Source organism: Photobacterium kagoshimensis (assembly GCF_050337045.1).
Lineage (GTDB): Bacteria > Pseudomonadota > Gammaproteobacteria > Enterobacterales > Vibrionaceae > Photobacterium > Photobacterium kagoshimensis.
On record NZ_JAKJSO010000014.1, the window covers coordinates 128,891 to 147,862 of the forward strand.

13 protein-coding genes and 2 tRNA genes are annotated in these 18,972 nt (G+C 45.8%); 7 read left to right on the forward strand and 8 right to left on the reverse strand.

Annotated features, from left to right (window positions below; translation table 11 throughout):
- Positions 1 to 878 precede the first annotated feature (878 nt).
- Entirely contained in the window at positions 879 to 2,462 is a 1,584-nt protein-coding gene (locus L4C35_RS12805; protein ID WP_428463234.1) for a BCCT family transporter, read from the reverse strand.
- Positions 2,463 to 3,047: 585 nt separating this feature from the next.
- Positions 3,048 to 3,293 (reverse strand): DUF2164 domain-containing protein, encoded by a 246-nt coding sequence (locus L4C35_RS12810; RefSeq protein WP_428463235.1) that lies wholly within the window; start codon positions 3,291 to 3,293, stop codon positions 3,048 to 3,050.
- A gap of 137 nt (positions 3,294 to 3,430) precedes the next feature.
- Here L4C35_RS12810 and L4C35_RS12815 point away from each other — a divergent pair, with 137 nt between their 5' ends.
- Positions 3,431 to 4,390: a DUF808 domain-containing protein gene (locus tag L4C35_RS12815; protein WP_428463236.1), complete on the forward strand. Its 960-nt coding sequence runs from the start codon at positions 3,431 to 3,433 to the stop codon at positions 4,388 to 4,390.
- A gap of 107 nt (positions 4,391 to 4,497) precedes the next feature.
- Here L4C35_RS12815 and L4C35_RS12820 read toward each other — a convergent pair whose 3' ends face one another.
- Positions 4,498 to 5,220 carry a YebC/PmpR family DNA-binding transcriptional regulator gene (locus L4C35_RS12820; RefSeq protein ID WP_048899393.1) on the reverse strand — a complete coding sequence of 241 codons (723 nt, stop codon included), beginning with the start codon at positions 5,218 to 5,220 and terminating at the stop codon, positions 4,498 to 4,500.
- A gap of 305 nt (positions 5,221 to 5,525) precedes the next feature.
- Here L4C35_RS12820 and L4C35_RS12825 point away from each other — a divergent pair.
- Positions 5,526 to 5,616: transfer RNA gene (locus L4C35_RS12825), tRNA-Ser, on the forward strand.
- Between the two features lie 128 nt (positions 5,617 to 5,744).
- Positions 5,745 to 5,821: transfer RNA gene (locus tag L4C35_RS12830), tRNA-Asp, on the forward strand.
- Between the two features lie 72 nt (positions 5,822 to 5,893).
- Here the strand turns inward: L4C35_RS12830 and L4C35_RS12835 are convergent.
- The gene (locus tag L4C35_RS12835) at positions 5,894 to 8,602 is read right to left on the reverse strand and encodes a cation-transporting P-type ATPase (protein WP_428463237.1); all 2,709 of its coding nucleotides are present in this window, start codon (positions 8,600 to 8,602) and stop codon (positions 5,894 to 5,896) included.
- A gap of 97 nt (positions 8,603 to 8,699) precedes the next feature.
- Between L4C35_RS12835 and L4C35_RS12840 the strand changes: the two genes are divergently transcribed.
- From L4C35_RS12840 to L4C35_RS12855, 4 genes are all read left to right on the forward strand, one after another.
- Positions 8,700 to 9,521 carry a formate/nitrite transporter family protein gene (locus L4C35_RS12840; RefSeq protein ID WP_428463238.1) on the forward strand — a complete coding sequence of 274 codons (822 nt, stop codon included), beginning with the start codon at positions 8,700 to 8,702 and terminating at the stop codon, positions 9,519 to 9,521.
- Between the two features lie 86 nt (positions 9,522 to 9,607).
- Positions 9,608 to 11,701 (forward strand): formate dehydrogenase subunit alpha, encoded by a 2,094-nt coding sequence (fdhF, locus tag L4C35_RS12845; protein WP_428463239.1) that lies wholly within the window; start codon positions 9,608 to 9,610, stop codon positions 11,699 to 11,701.
- 2 nt (positions 11,702 to 11,703) lie between these two features.
- Complete coding sequence (locus tag L4C35_RS12850; RefSeq protein ID WP_428463240.1) at positions 11,704 to 12,735, forward strand: 4Fe-4S dicluster domain-containing protein; 1,032 nt, start codon at positions 11,704 to 11,706, stop codon at positions 12,733 to 12,735.
- The gene (locus L4C35_RS12855) at positions 12,725 to 13,567 is read left to right on the forward strand and encodes an iron-sulfur cluster-binding protein (protein WP_428463241.1); all 843 of its coding nucleotides are present in this window, start codon (positions 12,725 to 12,727) and stop codon (positions 13,565 to 13,567) included. Before L4C35_RS12850 ends, L4C35_RS12855 begins: the two co-directional genes overlap by 11 nt.
- Positions 13,568 to 13,615: 48 nt before the next feature.
- Here the strand turns inward: L4C35_RS12855 and L4C35_RS12860 are convergent, their stop codons facing one another.
- Genes L4C35_RS12860 through acsA form a run of 4 tightly spaced genes read right to left on the reverse strand, consistent with a single transcriptional unit; the run spans position 13,616 to position 18,843 of the window.
- A complete protein-coding gene (locus tag L4C35_RS12860; protein WP_428463242.1) occupies positions 13,616 to 13,861 on the reverse strand; it encodes an acyl carrier protein in 246 nt (81 codons plus the stop codon).
- Positions 13,858 to 15,081, reverse strand: coding sequence for a dihydrolipoamide acetyltransferase family protein (locus L4C35_RS12865; RefSeq protein WP_428463243.1), 1,224 nt, complete (start codon positions 15,079 to 15,081; stop codon positions 13,858 to 13,860). The genes L4C35_RS12860 and L4C35_RS12865 overlap by 4 nt, the downstream gene beginning before the upstream one ends.
- Positions 15,071 to 17,101: a pyruvate dehydrogenase (acetyl-transferring) E1 component subunit alpha gene (pdhA, locus tag L4C35_RS12870; protein ID WP_428463244.1), complete on the reverse strand. Its 2,031-nt coding sequence runs from the start codon at positions 17,099 to 17,101 to the stop codon at positions 15,071 to 15,073. The genes L4C35_RS12865 and pdhA overlap by 11 nt, the downstream gene beginning before the upstream one ends.
- On the reverse strand, positions 17,098 to 18,843 hold the full coding sequence (gene acsA / locus L4C35_RS12875) for an acetate--CoA ligase (protein ID WP_428463245.1): 1,746 nt from the start codon (positions 18,841 to 18,843) through the stop codon (positions 17,098 to 17,100). The genes pdhA and acsA overlap by 4 nt, the downstream gene beginning before the upstream one ends.
- Between the last annotated feature and the right edge of the window lie 129 nt (positions 18,844 to 18,972).

The following is an 18,972-nucleotide window of genomic DNA, read 5'->3' on the forward strand; positions in this document are numbered from 1 at the left end:
TGAATGATATGCACAAACACGTATTATTGAATGTGTTGGTGATTACGGGCGAATCCTGCCGATCAGCCAACTGAGTGACAGAATCTTGCTGATTCTGCTGAGAGTCGGTATGAAAATACCAAAATGGATATGTGAGCGTGATGAGATTCCGGTCCTCATCAGATATTCGAACAAGTGATAGTTTTTGTCGTATTGAGTAAATGCTCAATCTACTCTATGCGCGGATACTAATAAAAAAGTAATAGGAAATCAAACACGATTGATGGTGTTGATAAGTAATTTTTATGATAAAAGGCTGGTGTAAAGTACGAACCCCTTATTTTTAGTCAGTAACTCAGCCTAAGTCTTTATGTTAGTTGCACTTTTCGAGTTATATTCTTTAATTAGATCTGTATTACTTAGTCGCGATGAAATGCAGTTAAGTTCAGGGTAACTGCCTAGCACAATCAGCGCACTCTAAGATTTGCTCATAATTTAACCGCGCGACCTAGGTGGATCGACATCATAAAGGTAGCCACGCTATGAGTACTACTAGTGTGGCTGTTTGCGTGAGTTCACTGTTTGTTGTTTTGTTCGCCATGTCAGAAGTGGGAGCGTGCGGGTTTACGTCTGCAGATGTATGACAATGTAATGCCTACTTCCTTCGTGTTACAGCCGTAACTTTGCAGGGCAAATGGATGGTCGCTAATTTGGCTGCCAGCCACCTATTATGGATAGCTTGACAGATAATATTAAAGTGCAATGTAGCAATCAGCGGCTTGAAAGTTGCGATTGGGGGGGGGAACTCGATATAAAAAAACGCCAATCGTCGATTAAGACAATTGGCGTTTTTATTGAACGGTTGTTTTGCTAAATAAGGGTTCTTATTTGAATCAGATTTAGCTTACGTTCTTCGCGAGTGCTGGAGAAGCTGTTGCCGAAACAACCTCTTCTTTTGGCTTATCTAGGGCATTCTGCGCAGCTTGCATCTTCACTACGGCAATAGGACCTGTGATAAAAGTAACAGCAACCAAGAACGAAACTGGTACAGCTGTAATCACGATGAACGATTGAAGTGCATTCAAACCACCATCGCCAGCAATAAGAAGTACGCCTGCCACAATACCCATCATGATAGCCCAGAAAAGACGCTGAACTTTCGATGGTTCTTTATCGCCAGATACTGCCATCGCAATGGAGTAAGCCATAGAGTCGCCGGTTGTTGCTACAAACGTCGTTGTCAGTACTAAGAAAGCAGGAATAAGCAAAGTGCTAAATGGTAACTGTGCTAAAGAAGCCAACAGTACAGCGGGTAGACCACCTTCGCTTAGCGGGCCAGAAATACTACCTGGGTTTGCTAATTCAAGACCAATGCCCGTACCGCCTAGTACAGAGAACCAGAAGTTAGTGGCAATTGGTGCTGCAACAGCAACAGTAAGAATCAACTCACGAACACTACGACCTTTAGATATACGCGCAATAAAGATTGCCATCATAGGTGCGAAGCCAATGAACCAGCCCCAGAAGAACCATGTCCACCATGAGTTCCAGCTTGGGTCTGCCGAGCTAAGGCTCATTTCTGGTAGGTTTTGAATGTAATGACCAAAGGCTAAACCAAATTGCTCGAAGATAAAGCCCGTAGGACCTAATACCAAAATAGCAAGAAGGAGCGTACATGCACCAATCACATTCATGCGACTTAGCCACTGTAGGCCTTTATCCATACCAGTGAATGCTGAAACAGAGTAAATCGCCACCACGCCTGAAAGGATGAGAACCTGCGTGAATAGTGAGTTTTCCATGCCAGTTAATACCGTTAGGCTGTAACCTAACTGAGTGGCAAGGAAACCGATAGGGCCAATAGTACCTGCAGCAACAGCAATGATAGAACAAGAGTCAATCACTGAACCAAACCAATGGTTTTCGAGTTTGTTGCCAAGGATAGGGTATAGCAGGGCACGAGGTCGTAATTTAACGCCACACTGGTAGTGGGCATACATCAATACAATTGTGCTTAGTGTGCCAAGAACGGCCCATGCAAGGAAACCCCAGTGCATGAAGCTTTGGCTTAAGGCTGGGGTAACGGCGGCTGCAGTGCTGCCCTCTACGCCAGGAAAACTTGGTGAAGGAGTAATAAAGTGGAAGATCGGCTCAGCCGCTGACCAAAATACACCGCCGCCCGCAAGCAGGGTACACATGATCATTGCTACCCAACGAAATGTACCAATCGTTGGCTTGGACTCACCACCCATTTTAACTTTACCGTAGCGGCTTGCTGCAATGATAAGCGCTAGAGCAAAGTTCATGATCATCAAACACTGCCACCAGTAACCGAAAGTCGCCGATGCTGAAGTAAACATTGACTGGATCGCAGAGGTGAAAGTGGACAGATCAAAAAGGGCTGCAAGTATAAATAAGAGGATAAATCCAATTGTTAGTGTTGGAACAAGTTTGTCGCTAGTTTTCTGACTAATCGTAGACATAAATATCTCACAGTATGCGTGAGGGATGGGACTCTACCAGCTTGAATCATGAAAAACCAGTCAAAAATGTTTCGTGTTCGAAATAAATACTAAAGGGTTAGTGTGATGCTAGTCACTGTTGAGGTGGGATATTTCGCAGTCATATTAAAGGGTTAACGAGTAATGTTTTACTGTGGAAGAGCTATTTTATTCATGTTTTTCCGTAGGTTAATTATTTTTTACAGTGCTAAGAGTTTCCGCTAGGGCAAATGCGAGCGTAAATGTTTTTATGCAATCGGATGTACCCTTGTTTTTACCTCTAATGAGTTACGCTAATGTATATCGGTATGGACTGCTGAGCTTTGAATAATCATACATCTTATACGGGTTAACGGACTGTTGAGTCAGAGTTATCTCTGATGCTGTTTAGGTATTACTGGTTAACAATAAGGTCTAGCGTTCTCATTCATTCTGTTACTAGTAGAAAATACGCCTGTACTATGTTGCTCGATATTATCCCCTCTATATATAGAGAGGACTGATAACGCCGCACACGCGAGATAAAAAGAAAGAGAAGATATGGTCGGTCGGTAGGGCTGACTGTGATTATGTTGTTGGCTGCTCAATTTCGTAAATGGCTTCACGAATATCATCTATGCGGCGGTCAAGCACGGCCTGTGCATCGTAAAGGCCTTGGTTATAGAAATGGGCCCCCATCTCTTTGGCAATAAAATCAAGCAAAAACTCACCATCAAATTGCGCAAGATCCTGATCGAGCTCTTGACTGAAATAGCTTTGTAGCTTCGAAACAAGTACGTCTTTTTGATCGCGTGTTAGCTTTATTGTGCTCATGGTTTCTATTCTCCGCTATCCCATATTGGGCATGAGTGTTTTTCTGTGGCCGCTATTTGTGAATGGCTCTATTTGTAAAATATCAGGTGCAGGTTCATTATCAATGAAGTTTTGCCATTTTATAGCGAGGTAAGTACGTGGCTGGGCTTAGTTTATTAACACTGCTAGACGACATAGCAAGTGTGCTTGATGATGTAGCGGTAATGACCAAAATTGCCGCTCGTAAAACAGCTGGCGTGTTAGGAGATGACTTGGCACTGAATGCCCAACAGGTTTCGGGTGTTCGAGCAGAAAGGGAGATCCCCGTCGTTTTGGCCGTTGCCAAAGGTTCTTTTCGCAATAAGCTGATATTAGTGCCTGCTGCTTTGCTTATCAGTGCCATCGCGCCATGGTTAATTACGCCAATGTTGGTTGTTGGGGGGTTGTACTTGTGTTTTGAAGGTGCAGAGAAAATAGTGGAAAAACTATTTCACTCCCCTCATGAACCACATCAAGATGAGACTCGTTTAAAAGAGCGGGTAGAAGGTGCTGGTGTTGCTAAGAGGGACACAGAGGGTTTTACTGGCGATGCTGAAGAGGACATTGCGGAATTTGAGCGTAAGAAAATTGCAGGAGCGATAAGAACTGACTTTATTCTTTCGGCCGAAATTATTGTGATTGCGCTTGGTACTGTACAAGAGCAAGTGTTCATCACACAGTTAGCGGTAGTAAGCCTGATCGCTGTAGTGATGACAATCGGTGTTTATGGCCTAGTTGCTGGTATTGTTAAACTCGACGATGCTGGCTTTTATCTGGTTGCTAATAGCGAAGCGGGCTCATTTAAGAATAAATTTGGTCAGGGGTTGGTACAGGCCGCTCCTTATCTAATGAAGGCGCTTGGGGTTATTGGCACTATAGCGATGTTTCTGGTTGGTGGTGGCATTATCATGCACAGTATTCCGCAATCGCATGATTGGCTTCATACTTTGATGGGCGTTTTACCTGATGCGAACGTAATTAGCATGTTAGTACCTTCGATTGTGAATGGGGTTGTGGGGTTATTAGCTGGCCTATTGGTGTTATTGATTGTCGACTTTTCTAAGAAGCTAAGAAGCTAAGAAGCTAAGAAGCTAAGAAGCTAAGAAGCTAAGAAGCTCGTAGAAAGTAAAAAGCCGACACAGTGTTTACTGTATCGGCTTTTTATTATGTAGCGGCTGAGGCTGAATTAATCAGGCATCTCTGCGTTGTGATAAACGTTCTGAACGTCATCACAATCGTTTAGTGCATCAAGGAATTTCTCGAATGCAGGGATATCATCGCCAGAAATCTCAGTCATTGTTTGTGGAACGAATGAAATTTCTTCAACGTCTAGGTTAACGTCAGGCATTGTAGCTGCTAGCGCATTCTTCACTTTGAAGAATTCAGTGTGTGGTGCGTAAACAGTGATCACGCCATCTTCACACTCGATGTCAGTAACATCAGCATCTTCCATCATTAGGTTTTCTAGTACGGCTTCTTCATCATCACCCGCAAATTGGAAAACAGCTTGATGTTCGAACATGTGGCCAACTGTACCTGGGCCACCAATTTTAGCGTGGTTTTTAACAAACGCTTGGCGAACATCCATGAATGTACGGTTGTTGTTGTCTGTTAGACAGTCAACGATAACCATGCAGTTGCCTGGTCCGAAACCTTCGTAGCGCGCAGTTGCAAAATCTTCACCGCCACCACCTTTCGCTTTATCGATCGCTTTCTCGATAACGTGAGATGGTACTTGGTCTTTTTTAGCTTTTTCAATTAGACGGCGTAGTGCAAGGTTAGTGTCCGGATCAGGACTACCGTTCTTAGCACAGACGTAGATCTCTTTACCGTATTTAGAGTAAACCTTGATCTTAGCGCCTTGCGTTTTTGCCATTGACAATTTGCGTACTTCGAATTTTCTTCCCATGGGGAAACTCTCTATCTGTGTTTATTACATAGTTGTCGCGATTTTATCAGTTAGTGGGTGAGAAAGGCTAGTCTCAACCAGTAACTAACTGCGATTAGCATGACAAATAACAATTTTTGTTACATAGCGAACAAATAAGCAAAATGAAAAGTCTATTAGTTTGAAATTTAAACACTTATTTATTGGTATTTAATTAAATAGATAAAAAACAGTAAAAAATGGCATCTTGTGCACATTTTGTGATCACTTGAGCATTTTGGGGGTTTACAGCTTTTGATTATAAACGTATTATTCGCCGCACTTACGGAGAGATGGCTGAGTGGTTGAAAGCACCGGTCTTGAAAACCGGCATACGTTTATAGCGTATCTAGGGTTCAAATCCCTATCTCTCCGCCACATTTTTGCAGTTAGTAGCAATACTGGCTGTTTGACTTCTGGGGAAGTAGGGTTCAAATCCACCACTCCAGAGCGTCTCCACCAAATTCTAGAAGTTTGATTTATACAATCGGGCTTTATAAAGAATTGGAGCGGTAGTTCAGTTGGTTAGAATACCGGCCTGTCACGCCGGGGGTCGCGGGTTCGAGTCCCGTCCGCTCCGCCAACACAACGAAGCCTCGTCAGCAATGACGGGGCTTTTTTGTACCTGCTGTTTGTGAAAGCGAAGAAGGGAGCGCTAGCAAGTATCACTTCTTTTGGTATTTACTTTACGCATTACCGCTTTTTCAATCTCGACGAGAAATAATACCGAAGAAGCGACCAAGATTATTTTAAACCATACATCGAGTTCGATTGAGCAAGAACCAAACATGGTTTGCATAATCGGTAAGTAGGTAAAGCCGAGCTGGAATATTGCCAGTACCGTAATGGCAAGTAGAACGTAGTAGTTGCCTGTTAACCCTTGGCGGTTAAAAATCGAATCGAAGATATAGCGAGCGTTGAATAGGTAAAAGATCTCGAACATGACTAATGTATTGACGGCAATTGTTCGAGCTCGATCTATACCAGCACCGTGACTCATTTCCCATTGAAATAAACTGATTGTGCCTGCCATTAAAATCAGGGAGACAAACCCAACTCGCCAAATGAGGTGGTGAGTAAGAAGTGGCTGAGCGGGTGGGCGAGGAGGACGCTGCATCAGATCTTTTTCTTTGGGCTCAAAAGCCAGTGATAGAGCGAGTGTTACTGCTGTAACCATGTTGACCCAAAGGATTTGTATCGGTGTTAGTGGGAGTTCTTTAAAGTTGAGCAAGACAGCTGCGAGTATGATTAAGGCCTCTCCGCCATTGGTCGGCAGTATGAATAAGATTGCTTTTTTTAAGTTATCATAGACGGCTCGGCCTTCTTCAACTGCAGCCGTGATCGTTGCGAAATTGTCATCGGCAAGCACTATTTCTGCGGCTTCTTTCGCAGCTTCAGTGCCATTTTTCCCCATCGCGGTACCCACATTAGAGCGTTTAAGCGCTGGGGCGTCATTCACGCCATCACCTGTCATGGCAACAATATGATTATGCTGTTGAAGGATGTTGATCAGCCGCATTTTATGTTCTGGGCTAACCCGTGCATAAATATCAATTTGGGGAACGAGCTCGAACAGTTCCTCGCGACTGAGCTGATCGATTTGCTGCCCCGTGAGCGCTTCCTGAGTATTTGTGATACCGAGTTGGCGGGCTACTGCTCGAGCCGTTAGCGCATGATCCCCTGTGATCACTTTCACTCTTATCCCAGCATTGTTACACGCATCAATGGCATTAATCGCCTCTTCGCGAGGGGGATCGATCATACCGAATAGACCCAGCATGATGAGATGGTCATCTACATCATCAAAGGTTAACTCCAGTTGTTCTTGGTTCGCTGGGCGATAGGCTATGGCTAATACTCGCTGGCCATTATGAGCCAGTTGTTCGATCTGATGGTGCCAGTAATCAACGTCTATTGGGCAAGGGCCAATGCTAGATAGCTGTTGACGACACATTTCTAATACTTGTTCTGGTGCTCCTTTTAGAAAGATAACGGCTTCTCTGTTATGGCTATGGTGTAAGGTCGCCATGAATCGGTGCTCAGACTCAAAAGGAATCAGATCGGTTCGTGGATATTGTTTGATTTCATTCTCGGCATTAAAGCCAGCTTTGACTCCAGCGATCAATAGCGCCCCTTCCATTGGATCCCCCTGTACATACCATTGGCCATTGTCTTGATAGAGAGTGGCATCATTGCATAGCACCGCCGCTCGAAGCGTATCGGTGAGTATGGGCATTTGTTCAGGAAGTACAGCATGTTGGTTAATCGTAATAATGCCATGAGGGTTATAACCTACACCGCTGAGTTGGTAATGGTTATCTGTCGTGATGATAGTACGAACGGTCATTTCATTACGGGTGAGAGTGCCGGTTTTATCTGTACAGATGACAGTGACTGCGCCTAGGGTTTCAACGGCAGGAAGGCGCCGAATAACCGCGTTTCGCTGTGCCATCCTTTCGACGCCGATTGCTAGAGTAATGGTCATAATCGCAGGAAGTCCTTCGGGAATTGCTGCCACGATAAGGCTAACTGCGGCCAGAAACATATCTGTTATTGGGTAGTTTCTAACCATTACGCCAAACATAAAAGTGACAACTGCGACGGCGAAAATGATGGCTGTTAACCAGCGGCTAAATTGTGCGATTTGGCGTAGTAGTGGTGTTGTCATGGGATGAACATTTGAGACTAAGGTGCTGATTTGTCCTAGCTCTGTAAATTTTCCCGTTGCGACGATAATGCCTGTGGCAAGGCCGTGAGTGACGAGAGTTCCTGAATAGACCATAGATTTACGATCTGCTAGTGCACAAGATAGAGGGCAGGGGGTATGTTGCTTGTTGATGGTAACAGACTCACCTGTTAATGCCGCTTCAGAAATTTGCAGCCCTTTGCTGCGGTATAGGCGCATATCTGCTGGGATCCTATCGCCAGATTGCAGCAAAACAAGATCACCAATGACAAGTTGTTCGACTTCAACAGTTATCTGTTTGCCATCACGTAGAACTTCCGCAGTAGGAGAAAGCATACCTTGAATGGCTTTTAGTGCTTCTTCCGCCCGCCCTTCTTGAATAAACCCAATGATAGCATTGATCAATACAACGCCAGCAATCACGGCGGCATCTAACCAATGCCCAAGCAAAATGGTAATAACCATCACAGCAACCAGAACATAAATGAGTACATTATTGAATTGCATAGCAAATCTCATCAATGACGAACGTGTTGCTGACTCTGGTAGTTTATTCGGGCCTTGTTGAGAAAGACGCCACTTTGCTTGGTGTGGTGTTAGGCCATTAGGCGAGCTATTTACAGCCTCGAATGTTTGTTGTACCGAGTAGTGATGCCAGTGAGTTGGCGGCTCAACCATGCCCTTAAGCCCTGAAATGTCGAATCATTGTTCATTGATTATTAGGCAAATTGAACTAGGTTGTGTGTATAAATTGTGGGAAATAGGAAACAGGCTCATGGCTGATATCTATGGTTTTGATGCGTTCTCACCAAAACAAATTGCTGAGAAAGTCGATAATATTGGGGTGGTCAAAGCTCGTTTACCTCTGCTTTCTATGGTGATGTTGGGGATTTTAGCTGGGGCATTTATTGGGTTGGGCGGTTTATATTATACCTTGGTAAAATCTGACGCTTCACTTGGTTTTGCAATGCAGCAAGTTGTTGGTGGCTTGGTTTTTTCTTTAGGTTTGCTTTTGGTGATTGTTGCTGGTGCAGAGCTATTTACTGGGAATAACCTGCTGGCTATGGCGTGGGCTGATAAAAAGATCACCACCACGCAATTGTTGAAAAATTGGGTGGTGGTGTGCTTTGCTAACTTGGTTGGGGCAGTAGGCGTCGCGTTGTTGGTTTTTTTGTCCGATCACCCACAGATGAATAGCGGAGCCATTGCTTTGATGTATGCCAAGATAGCGGCAGCGAAGTGTGAAATGCCATTTTTTCAAGCATTTTTCCGAGGCGTACTATGCAACGTATTAGTCTGTATGGCGGTGTGGATGGCGTTGGCTGGCCGAAGTGTTATCGATAAAGCTGTGGCTATTGTGTTTCCCATTTCTGCTTTTGTGGCGGCGGGATTTGAACACAGTGTTGCCAATATGTATTTTATTCCACTAGCTATGATGCTTAAGGCTTCGGGGACGGTGGATGTTGCCGATTCGGTTAACCTGTTGGCGTTTATTGGTAATTTAGTTCCTGTCATTTTGGGTAACCTTGTTGGAGGCAGCGTATTAGTTGGCTTAGTGTATCGACTTATTTATCTTCGAAATCAAGACGAGAAATAAGCCGTGAGACATACAGCCGTACTGTAGCCATTGAGCCGAGTTCGGACTGCTATAATTTAGCTGACATGAATGGCTAGGTGGCAATAATGCAGTCCAAAGTGGTCAAAACGATCTGCCCTTTTTGTGGTGTTGGTTGTGGTATGTATCTCACCCAAGATGGGCAAGGTAAAATTTGTGGGGTGGCTCCCCAACAAGGTCACCCTATCAGTCAAGGCAAGCTTTGTGATAAAGGGTGGAGTAGCGTCTATGCTATCTCGCCTGAAAACCGTATTACTCAGCCCCTGAAACGTGAGCGAGATTGTTTTGTCCCCATTAGCTGGGAGGAAGCTCTCGGGGCAATTAGTACCTCCCTTCAAGATATTCTAGCAGCGTCAGGCCCCCAAGCGGTGGGGGTGATAAGTAGCGCTAGAGCGACCAACGAAGATAACTATGCCGCGCAAAAGTTTGCTCGAGTTGTGCTGGGTACCAATAATATTGATCACTGTGCGCGTATCTGCCACAGCCCAACAGTTGCTGGGCTCAAACACGTTTTGGGTTCCGGTGCGATGACCAACAGTACTAAGGATTTGTTTGAGGCTGAGGTGATTGTGGTATTTGGTGCTGATCCCACTGAAAACCATAGTGTGATAGGTGGCCAAATAATTGAGGCTAAGCTGGCTGGGGCGATCTTAATCGTGGTCGATCCCAGAGTGACACGCTTGGCTAAACTCGCAGATATCCATCTTCAGCTGAAGCCAGGGACGAACATTGCGCTTATTAATGCGATGTTGCATGTGATCATTAATAATCATTGGCACGACAAAGATTTTATTAACAATCGTTGTGAAGGGTTTGACGCCTTAGAAAAGCATGTCGATAAAATCACACCAGAATCAGTTGCAGCCATCACGGGCGTTGATAGCAGCTTGCTCCGGCAGGCCGCACAACAATATAGCCAAGCTGGGCGAGCCATGATTCTTTATGGTATGGGAGTCACTCAGTTTGTTAGTGGTACCGGTAATGTCATGGCGCTCGCTGATTTGGCTTTGATCTGTGGTCATATAGGTAAACCTGGCACAGGGATTAATCCGTTACGAGGCCAAAACAATGTGCAGGGGGCCTGTGATATGGGCTGCTTGCCGAATGTGTATCCCGGTTATCAAGCGGCAGATGAACCAGAGACTCAAACTCGGTTTGCTACTGCGTGGGGGGGCGAAGTTGCAACGGCTTCAGGACTGACGTCACTGGGTATGACCAAGGCGGCTTTGGCTGGGCAGTTCCGTGCTCAAATTATATTTGGCGAAGACCCTGTTGTGACCGATCCCGATCAGAACCATGTTCGGGAAGCCTGCAAGGCTTTGGATTTATTAGTGGTCGCAGAGTTGACGATGACTGAGACTGCTAAGTTGGCAGATTACATTTTGCCTGCTGCGTCATTTGCAGAAAAAGAGGGAACTTTTACAAATTGTGAACGTAGGGTACAGCGTATTCATGCTGTCACTTCACCGTATGGGGAGGCGATGGGAGATTGGCAGTGGCTGCAAGCGCTAGCAACAGAGATGGGGAGCACTTTGTTGAATTGGCACTGCAGCGAAGCTGTATTTGATGAAATGGCATCTCTGACTTTGCCTTATCAAGGCATGAATTATCGTAATTTAGACCTCAATCATGGTTTGCAATGGCCGTGTAACCCGAGCTCTCCGCAAGGTACGGCCATATTACACCAACAGCAATTTCCGATAGGGCGAGCAAGGCTGACACCTGTACATTACGTCGCAATCGATGAACCGACAGATGAGCGTTATCCATTACTTTTAACCACTAACCGACTACATTTTCACTATGGCTGTGGCTCTATGAGCCGTAAGTCACCCTTGTTAGAACGTGAAACCCCACCAGGGATATTATTCATTAATCCGCGAGATGCTCGTGCCTTGTCCATTCCTCGTTATGGGCCAATTGGTGTGTATTCTCGTCGTGGTTATATTGAGACTCGGGCCATGTTCTCTAACGATGTTCCCCCAGGTGTGGTGAGTATGCCATATCATTTCAAGGAAGCCCCCTCAAATCAGCTAACCAACACCGCGCAAGATCCTGTCACCAAAATGCCTGAACTAAAAGCATGCGCAGTTGCGATTATAGCGCTGCCTGCCAATCATATTCCTAGGGCTGTTTGGCAGTTAAGGGGTGAGGAGCCTTAGTTATGCACAAGACTTATCTGTTGGATTCATTAGATGGTTTACGATCTCACCTAGCATGCTCTCGAGAGTGCTATCAGGTTGTTGCCCCATCGGAAGGCGAGCACACTGATTATCACTGGCAGCAAGTGTCTGAGCCGAAATGGCCACCATTACTGCACCATAAGCCTTTGCATTCAGCTAAGGCATTTTTCTTTGCAGAACAAGAGCCACTGTATGTTTTTGATGGTCAGCGATTTAAAGAAACATTACCAGATCCTGTGCCATTTGTGTTGTTTGGGGTACAGAGCTGCGATTTGATGGCTATTCATTATCAAGATACCTTTTTTGAGCAAGACCCTTATTATCAGGCACGGCGACAGCAAGCATTATTAGTGGGGTTAGATTGTATTCAGCCTTGTGAGCAAGGTTTCTGCCCAACGGTGAATGCTGGGCCGAGTGTTCGAGATCATACTGCTGATTTAGTGCTTCATCCGCTGGAGAATGGAGGGTGGCTTTTAGTGGTACTGTCGCTAGCGGGCCAAGAGGCGTTATATGGTATGGCGTTACAGCCTGCATTAACCCATGACATAGCCCAGCGTTGGGACAATATTAGCCATTGTGAACAGGCTTTTCCTGATCATCAGTATTTGCTTGAGGGTATTAATAAACTGAATAGTGGGCAGATCTCAGATACTTTCTGGGAGCAGGTCGGAATCCAATGTTTAGGTTGCTCTGGCTGTACCCAGCTTTGCCCTACATGTTCATGCTTTGGTACTCGTTCTATTACAGATAATAGCCTCAAGGAAGATACCGCGAGTCAGGTTCGTTTTTGGGATTCATGTTTATATGAAGGGTTTCAGCGCGAAGCGAGTTTTCATAATCCATCAATACAAGCTGGGTTGCGGGTGAAACGGTTTTGGACTCATAAATTCAGTCATGATTATGTGACAGCATTTGGTCGTTACGGTTGTGTTGGCTGCGGGCGTTGTGAGCAGACTTGCCCCGGTGTTATTGGCGTACATTCGATAATGAAAAGGATGGCTGATGATGTTTAATTTAACGCCTGTACCAATAGAAGTCGTAGATTTTTACGATGACGGTGAAGATTCTCGCCATTATCATTTTCGTCTGAACGGTGTTGAAAAAGAGACGATGTCAGCTTGGGGGGAAGCACAGCATGGTCAGTTTTTTATGCTGACTTTACCTGGTGTTGGTGAAGCGCCATTCACCTTTACAGCGTTACCGAATAAGCAAGGGGTGTTTGGCGCTTTAGTGCGCAAGATAGGAAGCGTAACTCATGCACTCTTTCAATGTGAGGTGGGCAATATTATTGGTGCACGAGGCCCATTTGGTAACGGGTGGCCAACGAAGAGTTTAGCGAAACAGCGGATCCTCATTATTGGTGGTGGTTGTGGTATTGCGCCTTTAGCCAGCATGATTAACGAGCTCATTGATACGCAAAGTTATACGCAGCTTGAAGTGATTTACGCTGCTCGTAACCGAGCGACGTTGATGTTAAACCCAGAGCGTAAACGCTGGCAGCACTGTATTCCAATGTTTAATGTTGTTGAAGACATCGCAGGTTTGGATGAACTTGATTATTACCAAGGAACCGCCGTGGGGATATTGCCGACCGTGCTACACGCATTTGGTGAACAGCCAGATCGGGTATTCATGGCAGGACCCGAGGGAATGATGGAGTCTGCAGCTGAGTATCTTGTCGCTTATGGTATAGAGCCAACAGCGATATATTTGTCTATTGAACGGCGGATGCATTGTGCCGTTGGTTTATGCGGCCACTGTTATCTACAAAACCATTATGTTTGTACAAATGGCCCGACTTTTACTTGGGCGAAGCTTCAGCAATGTGAAGCTGAATACCAGTAGAAGCAGCTATTGGTTTGGTTGAAAAAGTCATGATGCTGTGTGCTTGTATTAACGGGTGTGGCTTTGTAAATACGCGAGTAGCTGATTATAGCTTCTTATTTTTGGGTAATCGGTTTCGGGAATACTGATGTTGGTTTGTTGTTTTAGATCGGCTAGCAGGTTGAGGAAATCCATTGAATCGAGATCGCACTCTTCTCGCAGATCTTCATTAAGATCGATATCAGTTAAATTAATTTCTGGTGCTATACGCTTGATAGCATTAGCAATGTTGGTTGGCATGTCGCGTGAAGTCATAAAGCCTCCGGGTGTTGAAGTTGTTTTGCTAAAGCGTGTAAGAAGCGAGCGCCAATAAGTCCATCGCTAACGCGGTGATCCGCTGCTAGGGTGACTGTCATGACGTCGCCGATAGCAAGTTGACCATGAGTAACCATTGGCGTTTGGCGTAATCGACCAAGGCCGATAATGGCGACTTGAGGTGGATAAATAATGCCAGTAATACTGTCAGCCCCACGTTCTCCAATACTGGTGACTGTTATGGTTGCCTCATTGAGTTCAGAGCTGCGCAGATGACCATGGCGACTTCGTTCAATTTGATCCCGAAGCGCTGCCATCGTGTCATTGATTGTGAGCGTATTTGCATGGCGAAGGGCAGGAACAACCAGCCCACCTTGGCGTAAGCTAATAGTGTTGCCAATATGAATGCTTGAGGATGGGGTAAATTGCCCTTGGATATAAAAGCCGTTTAAGGCTGGATACTGGGGGAGTTGGCGAGCAATTGCGGCAATTAAGATAGCGGGAAGTAATAATCTATGTTCAGGCTCTCGCAACTGGTTTTGCTGCGTTAGCCATAGGTTCGCGGTTGTTAAGTTGATATCAAGAGAAAGATAGTAATGAGGAATGTCTTGTTTAGAGCGAGACATTGCATCACTGATTGCTTGGCGCATTCCTGACATTGCAAGGGTGGTTTCTTTAGGATGAGTAGGCACTATATTGTGTTCGGTATGAGCAGGAAGATCTCGCAGCAAGATCGCTCCCTGAGGTCCACTTCCCTGAAGTTGAGTAATGTTAATGCCGTTTTTATTCGCCTGCCGGTGAGCGGCCGGTGAAATAAATAACCGAGCTGTCGTTTGTTGCGGGGGAGATGTCGTGGCTGCGTGACCTTCTGATGGCGTTTCTGGCTTGTTAGTTAAAGAAGTGGCGCTGTTGGTTGCGCGACTCTCGGCTACGGAAGGGCTATCGGTTACTAAGGGATCATCGGTTATCATACGCGCAAGCACACTGCCGACGGGAAGTTTTGTCTCTGGTTTTATCAAGAGCTCAGAGATAGTACCACTGTGATAAGCCTCCATGTCGATAGCTCCCTTATTCGTCTCAACGACAGCAATGACATCTCCTTTTTCAACACTCTCTCCTGGCTGAATATGCCATTCAATCAGAGTGCCATCACGCATATCGGCACCAAGAGCAGGCATAGTGATATCAATCAGGGTACTTGTTTTTGGGTTACTCTTCATGATCTGACATCCGATTCTCACCTTGCAAGTCAGGTGCTTTGAATATTGCTCTAACCGTTGAAATAATTTTGTCAGTTTGAGGGAGCGCGGCTTGTTCAAGGTGATGAGGATAGGGGATTGGCACTTCTTGCGTGCATATTCGAGCAACAGGCGCATCGAGATACCAGAAGGCTTGCTCCATAATAATGGCACTGATCTCACCAGCGAGGCTGCCAGTGTACCAGCCTTCATCAATGATCACGGCTCGATGGGTCTTACACACACTGGCTGTAATGGTCTCACTATCGAGTGGTCGTAGTGAGCGTAGATCAATGACTTCTACACTGATCCCTTCGTGACTGAGCCGTTCAGCAGCATTCAGCGCTTTACCGAGGCTGCCACCATAGGTGAATAAACTAATATCAGATCCTATCCGTTTAATGAGCGCGCGATCCATAGCGGCATCAGGGGTATCTGTTACTGGGCCCGTTTCATTTAATAGCATGACATGTTCAAAGATTAGAACAGGATCAGGATCAGCCAAAGCTTGGCTCAGCATATGGCGAGCATCATTGTGAGTTGCTGGGCTGAGAACCTTGAGACCGGGCACATGGGCGTAAAAATTTTCCCAGCTATGTGAATGTTGTGCAGCCAGTTGTTTACCAGCACCGCAGGCCATTCGTATGACTAAAGGTACGTTGAATTGGCCTCCAGACATATGAAGTAACGTTGCGGCGCTATTGATAATTTGATCCATCGCAAGCAGGCTAAAGTTCACCGTCATTATTTCAACAATAGGCCGCATACCACCAAGGGCGGCACCGATGCCTACTCCAACAAAGCCCGACTCGCATAAGGGGGTATCTATTACTCTATCAGGCCCAAATTGGTCGATTAATCCTTTGCTGACGGCGTAACAGCCACCGTATCGCCCGACATCTTCTCCCATTAAAAAAATACGAGGATCATCGTTAAGGGCGTCACTTAGCCCATTGTGTAGTGCTTCACGATAAGTCAGTTTTGTCTCTTGTTGGGTGCAGCTGATGGGGGGAACTGGTGTTTGGCTGTCTGGGCTATGGACAAAGCGGGTAAGCTCTTCGATGGGCTCCCATTTACCCGATTCAGCAAACGCGATGGCATCGTCAATCTCCTGAGCAATTTCAGTTTCCATCTGGATGAGTTCTTGATCTTGAAAGTGACTGTTTTTTTGTAGCCATTGAATTAATTTTTTTACCGGGCCTTTTTCTTCCCATTGTGCAATTTCAGCTTTATCTCGGTAAAGCTGGGTATCAAAACTGGAGTGGCCTCGGAAACGGTAGGTTTGGCATTCAATAAAAAAGGGGCGCTGTTGCTGACGAATGTTATCAATGGCACTGCGAGCCGCAGCTTCAACATCGACAACATTCATGCCGTCAACTTGAACAGCATCAATACCATAACTCTCTGCCTTTAAAGCGATATTGGTTTTTGATTCCGATAATGAGAGTGCTGTGCCCATGGCGTATCGGTTATTTTCACAGATAAAAAGGACTGGTAATCGCCATAGGGCTGCTAGGTTAAGGCTTTCATGGAATTCACCCTCGGCGACGGCACCTTCACCGAAAAAACAAACAGCGACCGCATCGCGTTGCAGTTTTTTATTCGCCATTGCTAACCCCGTAGCCAATGGCAGCCCTCCACCGACGATCGCATTGCCACCATAAAAATGGCAGCTTTTATCAAATAAGTGCATGGACCCACCACGGCCACGGCTGCAGCCATTGGTTCGACCGTACATTTCGGCGAGAATGCTGCCCATACTCATACCTCGGGCTAAAGCATGGCCATGCTCTCGATAGGTTGCAATTACCTGATCATCATTACCAAGTGCAGCCATAACCCCGACAGCAATCGCTTCTTCACCAATGTAAAGGTGTAAAAACCCGCGTATTTTTTCGAGAGCATAAAGCTCGGCACATTTTTCTTCAAACCGACGAATACGTAACATTTGTCGTAACTGTTCAATAAGGTGATGGCGATTGATGTGGAGTCTACTGGTCATTGTTCATCACTCTCCAAAGTTGAGATGTCCCCTTCGGGAAGGCCAAGCTCACGCGCTTTGAGCAATCGACGCATGATTTTTCCACTCCGAGTTTTGGGGAGATTTTGGCGAAAAGCGATCTCTTTTGGTGCAACGACAGCCCCTAGGCGTTGGCGAGCGAGCCCGAGTAGCGCTTGCTGTAACGCTTGGTCACCGCTAATACCGGGTTTGAGTGAAACAAAAGCCATCACCCGTTGACCTGCGACAGGATCAGGCACGCCAATGACCCCTGCCTCGGCGACGGCAGGGTGCTCCATCAATACACTTTCCACTTCAAATGGCCCAATGAGATGACCTGAGGATTTGATTAGATCGTCTTTACGACCAACAAACCAGAAGTAGCCGTCTTCATCTTTCATTGCCAGATCGCCACTTAAATACCACCCATTGGCGAAACATTGTTGGTATTTTTGTTGCTGGTGGAGATAGCCTTGAAACATTGATGGCCAGCCAGCTTTAATGGCTAACTCACCGGTTTGCATCGGCGCGGTTTCGACAGTAAGCGCTCCATTTTTATCAGTATTAACAATGGCAGCTTCAATACCGGGTAGCGGTTGTCCCATAGAGCCGGGTTTTACGGGTTCCGTAAGGTAATTGGCAATCATGATGCCGCCTGTTTCGGTCTGCCACCAGTTATCGTGAAAGGGAATGCCTAATACGTTATTACCCCATTCTACGGCTTCAGGATTAAGAGGCTCGCCAACACTCGCCATAAAACGCAAGGCTGACAAATTAAATTGTTGAGCTAATTTATCACCCGATTTCATCAGCATTCGAATCGCTGTCGGCGCCGTATACCAAACGGAAACGTGATGGTCTTGTAGTATGCGGTACCAGCGTTCTGCATCGAATTCGGCTTCATCTATAACCATGGTAACACCAAGACAAAGCGGGGCAATAATGCCGTAGGTTGTACCTGTCACCCATCCGGGATCAGCGGTGCACCAGTAGATATCAGAGGGTTTGAGGTCAAGTGCATAGTAAGCAGATAGAAGGTGGTGTTGAACGGCTTGATGAACATGGATCACCCCTTTGGGCTTGCCCGTTGTGCCGCTGGTGAAGTGCAAAAGGGCCATATCGTGAGCTTGAGTATTGTGGCATGGTCGTTGATGGTTGGCCTGTACCATCATTGTTAAATAATCATAGCATCCTGGTTCATTGTCTGGATTGCCATCAATCAGTAATACAGCTTTAAGATGAGGAAGATCTCGCCACCAAGTTTTAAGCTTTTTACGGTATAAACTGCGGGTAGTGAGGATAAGATTTGCTTCTCCGATCTCCATGCGAGAACGAATTGGCTCGGGCCCAAAAGCGGAAAATAGAGGGGTAAAGGTACATCCAGCTTTGAGCGTGCCCATGGCAGCTATGTAGAGTTCGGGTCGACGACCAACAAGGCTAAAAACGCGATTGCCAGGGGAAAGACCAAGTTGAGTCAGTAAATCCGCAAACCCATTGGACTGCAGGTAGAGCTCGCGGTAACTAAAGTTAATGATTTGTGCATCTTTGCTTATCCAACGTAAGGCCGTTTTATGTTCGATGGGGGAGCCTAAGTGGCGATCAAGCGCTTCAAAACCAATGTTAATGCCACCTGATGCGAGCCCTTTAAGCTGAGCATCTTGGGGAATGCCATTAGTCTGAGCATGTTGATAATCTCTTAGATTGGCATTGTGGGTTGATCCTGGTTTGCGGATTAGCTTAACCATGGTACTTGCTCGGTCTGAAACGAATTTATCGCCTAGGTATTTTGTTCGTAAGCGACAGTGTATACCTCGTACAGAGTGTGGTTTATTAAGCCAGATTTGTCGTTGCAGTATTGAGACCCAATAGAGCGG